This window comes from Magnetococcales bacterium (genome assembly GCA_015231925.1).
Lineage (GTDB): Bacteria > Pseudomonadota > Magnetococcia > Magnetococcales > JADGAQ01 > JADGAQ01.
Genome location: JADGAQ010000186.1, coordinates 1 through 8,129 on the forward strand (window position 1 = coordinate 1; position 8,129 = coordinate 8,129).

General features: G+C 62.2%; 6 protein-coding genes. 4 read left to right on the top strand and 2 right to left on the bottom strand.

The features are described from left to right. Positions 1–506 precede the first annotated feature (506 nt). Together HQL56_16205 and gmd are read left to right on the top strand one after the other, a co-directional pair. Positions 507–1,490 carry a GDP-mannose 4,6-dehydratase gene (locus HQL56_16205; GenBank protein ID MBF0311058.1) on the top strand — a complete coding sequence of 328 codons (984 nt, stop codon included), beginning with the start codon at positions 507–509 and terminating at the stop codon, positions 1,488–1,490. 32 nt (positions 1,491–1,522) lie between these two features. After that, positions 1,523–2,578 carry a GDP-mannose 4,6-dehydratase gene (gmd, locus tag HQL56_16210; GenBank protein MBF0311059.1) on the top strand — a complete coding sequence of 352 codons (1,056 nt, stop codon included), beginning with the start codon at positions 1,523–1,525 and terminating at the stop codon, positions 2,576–2,578. Positions 2,579–2,590: 12 nt separating this feature from the next. Here gmd and HQL56_16215 read toward each other — a convergent pair whose 3' ends face one another. After that, on the bottom strand, positions 2,591–3,064 hold the full coding sequence (locus HQL56_16215) for a chemotaxis protein CheX (GenBank protein ID MBF0311060.1): 474 nt from the start codon (positions 3,062–3,064) through the stop codon (positions 2,591–2,593). 406 nt (positions 3,065–3,470) lie between these two features. Here HQL56_16215 and HQL56_16220 point away from each other — a divergent pair, with 406 nt between their 5' ends. Further along, entirely contained in the window at positions 3,471–5,639 is a 2,169-nt protein-coding gene (locus HQL56_16220) for a type I secretion system permease/ATPase (protein MBF0311061.1), read from the top strand. Further along, entirely contained in the window at positions 5,636–6,955 is a 1,320-nt protein-coding gene (locus HQL56_16225; protein ID MBF0311062.1) for an HlyD family type I secretion periplasmic adaptor subunit, read from the top strand. The genes HQL56_16220 and HQL56_16225 overlap by 4 nt, the downstream gene beginning before the upstream one ends. 538 nt (positions 6,956–7,493) lie before the next feature. Here the strand turns inward: HQL56_16225 and HQL56_16230 are convergent. Beyond that, a partial coding sequence (locus HQL56_16230) for a sulfotransferase (protein ID MBF0311063.1) occupies positions 7,494–8,129 on the bottom strand: 636 nt, incomplete at its 5' end.

The window sequence follows — 8,129 nt, forward strand, 5'->3', positions numbered from 1 at the left end:
GGAAGAGTCCCAGGGCGCTGCCCTGGACCCGTTGGGGGGGATAATCCCCCCCAACCCCCGTATACCTGAACAGATACGATTGAGGCATTCAGTAAATTTTAGTCGATAAACTGTGCGATCCTGTAGACTTAATGGAGGAGCTGTCCGGGAATTATCGTGGAGACGATACTCTGGAGCCCCGTTTTATCGGAGCGGGTGCCATTTCGTATCGATTTGACGGGTCTTTTTCGGCGCAATGGCCGAATTCAATGGCGCGGTTTGACCTTGTTCGTTTCTCAAGTCGGGTTGCCAGGTACTCCCCTGGACACTTGGGCGAAGGTTTGCAATCGATCTCCGTTTGGGCTACCGTTACACCGGGAACGGGACGTTGCGTCCTTTTGGCAACGGAAAAGTCAACGGACAGAACATTTCCTTTTCGGCTACTTAAAAGATAATAAATTGAAATTAAAGTTATTTAAGGTATCCATCCTCCTGGCGGCGGGAGATTCGCGACTCCCTCAAACGGCATGAAAAGGGCCCTGATCACCGGTATCACCGGGCAGGACGGCAGCTATCTCGCCGAACATCTCCTGCAGCAGGGCTATCAGGTTCACGGTCTGCTGCGGGATCCCGACAGCGCTTCCGGGAAGCCCTACATGGTCGCGTTGCGGCCACGGGTGATCTGGCATGCCCTCTCCGGAGAGGGGTTCGACGGCCTGGAAGGGGTCATCGAGGCCGCCGCGCCGGACGAGTGTTACCATTTGGGAGCCCCCAGCTTCGTGCATACCGGGCCGGCGGAGGAGGCCACCCTGCTGCGGGATATCGTCGAAGGCAGTCGCGCCCTGTTGTCCGCTGTGGCGCGCCATCGTCCGCAATGCCGCTTCTTTCTGGCGGGCAGCGCCGAAATGTTCGGTCGGCCCGACCACTCCCCCCAGAACCTCGACACCCCGTTCCGCCCCCGTTCGGTTTACGGGGTGGCCAAGGTGGCGGCACACCATCTGGTGCGACTCTACCGCGAGGAACGCGGTCTCTTCGCCTGTACCGGCATTCTCTACAACCACGAATCCCCGCGTCGTTCCCCCCGCTTCGTCACCCGCAAGGTCACCCGCGCCGCAGCCCGCATTGGTCTGGGCCTGCAGAAGGAGCTGGTTCTGGGTAACCTGGATCATCGGCGGGATTGGGGCTACGCACCGGATTACGTCGCCGCCATGCAGGTCATGCTGACTGCCGGGCGGGCCGCCGATTTCATCATCGCCACGGGCCGGACCCGCACCGTGGCCGAGATGGTGGCCCTGGCTTTCGCCTGCGCCGGGTTGGACTGGTGCGACCATGTGCACATCGACCCGGAGTTGTTGCGACCTCCGGAACCGGTCCCCCTGTGCGGGGACGCCTCCGCGATCCGTGAGTCCCTGGGCTGGGAACCCCGGCGCGGCTTCGAGGAGATCATCGGCGAAATGGTAAGGGCCGACCGGCATCGGGCCGAAACGGAATCGCCCGAAACCTCGGATTGACAACAGCATCCCCTTGAGCAGGAGAGGGTCTCATGAGTGAAAAAGTTGCCCTGATCACCGGAGTCACCGGACAGGATGGCGCCTGGCTGGCCGAATCGCTGCTGAAGAAGGGCTATGTGGTGCATGGCCTGCGGCGTCGGGCCTCTTCCTTCAATTCCCAGCGCATCGATCATCTGTTTCGGGATTTGCACGAAAAGGATGTACGCTTTTTTCTGCATTACGGGGAGATGGGGGATTCGTCCAACCTGATTCGCATCATTCAGAACGTTCAGCCGACGGAGATTTACAATCTGGCGGCCCAGAGCCATGTTCACGTCAGTTTCGAAACGCCGGAGTACACCGCCAACTCCGATGCCCTGGGAACCTTGCGGCTGCTGGAGGCGGTGCGCATCCTGAACATGGAGGGGAGGGTGCGTTTTTATCAGGCCTCGACATCCGAACTCTATGGCAATACGCCCGTCGTGCCTCAGAACGAGACCACCCCGTTCCGGCCTCGCAGTCCCTATGCCGTGGCCAAGCTGTATGCGTACTGGATAACGGTGAACTATCGGGAGGCCTTCGGGTTGCATGCTTCCAACGGCATTCTCTTCAATCACGAAGGCCCCACCCGTGGGGAGACTTTCGTCACCCGCAAGATCACCCGCGCGGTGGCGGCTCTCCACGGGGGGCGGGGTGGACGGCTCTATCTGGGCAATCTGGACGCCAAACGGGACTGGGGTCACGCCCGCGACTATGTGGAAGGCATGTGGCTGATGCTGCAACAGGAGCGTCCCGACGACTATGTTCTGGCCACGGGGGAGAGCCATTCGGTGCGGGAGTTCGTGGAGCTGGCTTTTGCCGAGGTGGGACGCGAGATTCGTTGGCAGGGCAGCGGTTCCGGGGAGGTGGGATACGATGCCGCCAGCGGGGAGGTTCTGGTGGAGGTCGATCCCCGCTTTTTCCGGCCCACCGAGGTGCCGTTGCTGCAGGGGGATGCCTCCAAGGCGCGCCGGGTGCTGGGCTGGTCGCACCGCACCAGTTTTGTCGAACTGGTGCGGGAGATGGTGGCCAGCGATGTGGCCGCGGCCCGGCGGCGGGATAATCGCTGAGGGGGGAGCGGATCAGTTATCCGCGTAGAATACTTCAATGAAAAAGGGCCCGTTCCGGGTCATGAAGTAGCATTTCGTATACTCCAGCGACGGGGCGTAGACGTTGTTCAGGCCACTCTCCACCACGACTTGCGGCGGATTCAACGCAATGGCATCGTTGAGGAGTCCTTTCACCGCGCCGGCGACGATATTGGCCAGTTCGCCGAAGGCGTCCCGGAACACGGCATTGAACTGGTCCAGGTGTTCCCCGGAAAAGGCGGACGCCAGACCCAGAGCGGCATGGGAGGGGGCGGAAAGATGCACGCCTCCTTTCAGCGCACCCCCGAAGCCGACGATGGCGGTGACATCGGCGTGGGGCGGGCGATAATCCGCATCGCCCGACTTGACGATTACCGGGCCGGGTTCCAGAGCAATATCGGCGACAAAAAAGGCCAACACGGTTTCCTTGATGGCGGTGCGAATGATGCTGCCAAGTTCTTCAATCATTAATAGTAACCCTGCTTACATGCACCGGTGATAATTTATAGTTTTTAATGCGGGCTAGAAGGCCCTCAGCCAGGGAATATCCCCATATCCCCATACTGCCAAGGAGAGGCAGTATATCACGCGGTTGCTTCGCGATGGAATAAATTTTAATGATTTTATCCGGCCCTTGCGGAATGGTCCCGGCAAGGGGGCCATTCACTGCCGGAACGGGCGGCACGGCGGGTGGTCCGGAAAGGTCCGGTCCGGGCATGGCCGGAAGCAAACCCGGTTCCGTTTCAACCCTGTATCCCGGCGGGGGGCTGGGGTACAATTCATCGGCATTCAGGGATATCAATCCGCCTTTGTCGCCCCCCTTTCCGGGGAGAGCGCCGTTTCCCGTCCCCCTCTCCGTTTCGGGAGCCTTTCCTTGTCCGACACGTCTCTGGAAGCCTGTTCCCCCCCGGTCCTGCCCCCGCCGTCGGCGCGGGTTGACGATGCTCTGCTGGCCTGTCTGGCCATTGTGATGCGGTTGCTTGGCCAACCCGCGTCGGCGGTTTCCCTGGCTCACGGGTTGCCGCTGCCGGAAGGCGGACTGACGCCTGCGTTGTTTCTGCGAGCCGCCGGGCGCGCCGGGATGGCCGCCCGGTTGGTGGAGATCCCCTGGCGGGAGATTCAGACCGCGCTGCTGCCGTGTGTGCTGCTTCTGGAGCGGGGGCGGGCGGCGGTGTTGCTCTCCAGGGAGCCGGACGATGCGGCGCGCCTGATTTTTCCCGAGAGCGATCCGGGCTATGTGGTGGTTTCCGGCGCGGAGCTGGATGCCGAGGTCACGGGGCGGGCCTTGTTCACCCGGCCCCGGCATCGGGAGTCCCCGCCGGAGAGCGATGATGTGCAGCCTGCGGGAAACCGTTGGTTCTGGCCGGAAATTCTCGCCCAGAAAAGCATTATCGCCCAGGTTTTCCTCTCCTCCCTGTTCATAAACTTCCTGGCGCTGGCGGTGCCGCTCTACGTGATGAGCGTTTACGACCGGGTGATTCCCAATCAGGCCGTGGAGAGTCTGTGGGTGTTGACGTTGGGGGTGGGGGTGGCGCTGCTGTTCGATTTCCTGCTGCGGGCTTTGCGTTACCACTTCATCAACGTCACCGGGCGCAATCTCGACACCATCCTGGCCAGTCGCATTTTCGCCAAGGTGTTGCGACTGCCGCTGGCCTCGTTGCGCAGCACGCCCGGTCAGATGGCCAATCGCATCCGTTCCTTCGATATTTTGCGGGACTTCTTCTCTTCGGCCACTCTGGCCACGTTTGTCGATCTTCCTTTCGTGGTGGTTTTCCTGCTGACCATTGCCTGGCTCAGCGGGCCGATGCTGGCTCTGATACCCCTGATGGCCACGGTGTTGATGGTGGTTTTGGGGGTGGTGATGTTGTGGCCCGGTCGGGAGCGCAGTTTCCGGCATGATCGGGATACGGGCAACCGGCAGGGTTTTCTGGTGGAGGTGTTGCATCGGCTGGAGACGGTGAAGGTTTTGGGGTTGGAGGGGCGCATGCGGCATCGCTGGGAGATGCTGGTGGACAGCCAGGCCGTCGATGCGGCCAGGGAGCGTTCCGATCCCACGCTTTACCTGTTTCTGGTGGGTTTGATGTCGTCGGCGGCGTATGTCGGCATGGTGATCATGGGGGTTTATTACATCATGGCGGGGCAGATGACCACCGGGGGGCTGGTGGCCTGTTCGTTGTTGTCCGGGCGCATCATGCAGCCCTTGTCGCAGATTGCGGCGGTATTCATCCGTTGGCAGCAGGCGCGGGTGGCTTTGGCTGCGCTGGATGATCTGGTGCGCATTCCCGATGAGCGTCCCGCCAACCTGACGCCGGTTCCGCGTGATCCCCCGGTGGGCAACATCGAGTTCCGGCAGGTGATGTTTCGCTATCCCGACCAGGTGGAACCGGCGTTGCGCGGGGTCTCCTTCACCATTCGCGAGGGGGAGCGGGTGGGGATCATCGGGCCGTATGGTTCGGGCAAGAGTACGATTCTGGCGTTGATTCTGGGCCTTTACGAGCCGCAGGGCGGGGCGGTGATGGTGGAGGGTCTGGATGTGCGGCAGTGGCATCTGGCGGATTTGCGACAGGGCATCGGGCATGTTCCCCAGGGCAACGGGTTGTTCACCGGCAGCATACGGGAGAACATCGCCATGGGGACGGGGCGGGCCACGGATCGGGAGATTTTTCAGGCTTTGGCGGTGACGGGATTCGATGTGACGGTTAGGCGTCATCCGTTGGGATTGGACCGGCAGGTCGGCACCGAGGGGGCGGCTTTGTCGGGGGGGGAGAAGCAGGCTTTGTTGATTGCCCGTTCTTTGGTGGGGGGGCGGCGGCTGTTGTTGTTCGACGAGGCCACCAGCGCCATGGATCGGGGAGCGGAGCAGTCGTTTGTGCAGCAGTTGCATCGCTGTTTGGAGGGGCGCACGGTTTTGGCGGTGACGCAGCGTCCGGCGATGTTGGCCTTGATGGATCGTATTCTGGTGATTCGGGAGGGGCTGGTGGTGGGTGACGGGCCGCAGAAGGAGATTCTGGCCATGTTGGCGGCGGCGGAGAACCGCTCATGAAGTCTTTCGGGGATGTGGATGACGGATTGATTCCGGTGACGGATGCGGCGCGGCGGCGCAAGCCTCGCGGGGCGGCGACGCTGTTGTTGGGGGTGATCGTGGGTTTGGTGACGGCTTTTGTGGTTTGGGCCGATTTTGCCGGGATCGATCGGGTGACCAAGGCGCAGGGGCGGGTGGTTCCGGCGCAGAAGACGCAGCGCATTCAGAATCTGGAGGGGGGGATTCTGGCGGAGAAGCTGGTTGCCGAGGGGCAGAGTGTGGAGCCGGGGCAGATACTGGTTCGCATCGACAACACGCAGGCCATGAGTGTTTATCAGAAGAGTCGCAGTGAATATTTGAGTTTGCTGGCGGAGGTGGCGCGGTTGCAGGCGGAGGGCAACGGGGGGCAGCCGGAGTTTCCGTCGGAGGTGGTCAGGGAGGGGCCGGAGCTGGTGCAGCGGGAGGTGGCGTTATTCAACTCCCGCAAGGCGGGTTTGGAGAATGATGTGGCCATTCTCAAGCGGCAGATTACGCAGAAGGCGCAGGAGTTGGCGGAGTCGAAGACGCGCATTCAGGGGTTGGTGGGCACCTCGGCGTTGTTGCGCAGGGAGTTGGAGATGAACCGGCCCTTGTTGAAGAGCGGGGCCACTTCCGAGGGGGCGATACTGGCCATGGAGCGGCGGTTGGCGGAGGAGGAGGCCAATCTGGCCAATGCCCGCATGGCGGTACCGCGTTTGGAGGAGGCTTTGGCGGAGGCGCGGCAGCGGGTGACTTCCAGGGAGTTGGCTTTTCGCAACGAGTCGCTGGAGCATTTGTCGGTGCGGATGTCGCGGGTCAACGTGATGCGGGAGGCGGCTCCGGCAGAGCAGGATCGGGTACGGCGCACGGAGGTGGTTTCGCCGGTTCGGGGGGTGGTGAAGCAGATCAATTTGACCACGTTGGGTAGTGTGATTCCGCCGGGGGCGACGATTTTGGAGGTGACGCCGGTGGAGGATGACATGTTGATCGAGGCGTGGGTGGCGCCGCAGGATGTGGCGGATTTGCGGCCGGGTTTGCCGGCGCGGGTGGTGATCACGGCGTATGATCCGTCGGTGTATGGGTTATTGGAGGGGGTATTGGAGGATATGAGTGCCGACACCATCAGTCAGGAGGGTGGGGAGGCGCGGTATCGGTTGTTGTTGCGGGCCAGGAGTCGGTTGATGCGGGGTGGGCAGGTGATGCCGATCATTCCGGGGATGACGGCGAGTGTGGATATTGTAACGGGGAAGAGGACGATATTGAGTTATCTGATCAATCCCATATTGAAGGCCAAGAGGGTGGCGTTGACGGAGAGGTGAGGTGAGGGAAGGGGAAGGGGAAGGGAAGGGGGAGTAAATGGGGGTCCGGGGGGGCGAGCCCCCCCGGCTGGGGTTTGGGGCGGCGCCCCAAGGTTTTATCCGTTGACGTTGACTGGCCGTAGCGGTCCGCTGCCTCCGATCAAAACGCACAAGCCCCTCACCCGCACCGGCGGACTGTTTCGCAGCGGACCGCGGGGGGGCAAGGGGGGGCCTCATCCCCCCATCCGTTTGCGGAGTTGCCGCCTGGAACAAAGCGTTGGGCGAACCACCTCCTTTTAAGCGGATTCATTCGGGGAAAAATGCGCGTCCGGCTTGCCGGAACCTTCAAGGATGGGGGGATGAGACCCCCCCTTGCCCCCCCGCGGTCCGCTGCCTGCAAACGGGTTGGTGCCGGGTGCCGGCTTGATGGTATTCCCTTTGGCGCAGCGGACCGCTTACGGCCAGTCAACGTCAACGTCAACGTCAACGGATAACACCTTGGGGCGCTGCCCCAAACCCCGCCGAGGGGGCTCGCCCCCCCGGACCCCCGGTTATCCCTTCAGGCCCACTCCCTTTCCAGCCGCTCCCCCTCCTTCAGCAACTCTTCCCCCAACCCCTCTACCAATTCCCCCAGCCAGGGCTCGTACCGCCGCCACCGCCCCACCGCCTCCCGATACACCGGCTGCCTCACCTGCCACGAACTCGGCGTCAACACCCGCCCCTCCACCACCCGCTCCCGCTGCGCCCACGGCAACCCCAAAAAGGCCACCAACCGCCGTACCTCCCCCTCCGCATCCCCCACCAGCCTCTCATACTGCATCTCATATACCGGCAGCGGCAACACCCGCTTCCAATGCGCCATCAAGGCCCGATAGCCCCGATAATAACCCGCCAACCCCGCCAAATGCGTCGCATACCCCATGCTGCGCTCAAAACGCAGAAAATACCCCGACAAACAGGTGTCCACCGCATGCCGACGCACATGAATCACCCTGGCTCGCGGAAACATCAAAGCAATCAACGCCAAATGCTCGAAATTGAGCGGCATCTTGTCCACCACCCGCGCCGCCGTCGCCTCGTGATCGGCCAATTGGACCAAATACCCCTCCGCCAAAGCCGCAACCCCGGCAGCGGATAGCGCCGCCAGCAAACTCAAATATTCACTGCGACTCTTCTGATAAACACTCATGGCCTG

What these genes read in the sequence shown, in the direction of transcription:
- gmd (MBF0311059.1), top strand. Translation starts at nt 1,523, where the DNA reads ATGAGTGAAAAAGTTGCCCTGATCACCGGAGTCACCGGACAGGATGGC.
- HQL56_16215 (MBF0311060.1), bottom strand. Translation starts at nt 3,064, where the DNA reads ATGATTGAAGAACTTGGCAGCATCATTCGCACCGCCATCAAGGAAACC.
- HQL56_16225 (MBF0311062.1), top strand. Translation starts at nt 5,636, where the DNA reads ATGAAGTCTTTCGGGGATGTGGATGACGGATTGATTCCGGTGACGGAT.
- HQL56_16205 (MBF0311058.1), top strand. Translation starts at nt 507, where the DNA reads ATGAAAAGGGCCCTGATCACCGGTATCACCGGGCAGGACGGCAGCTAT.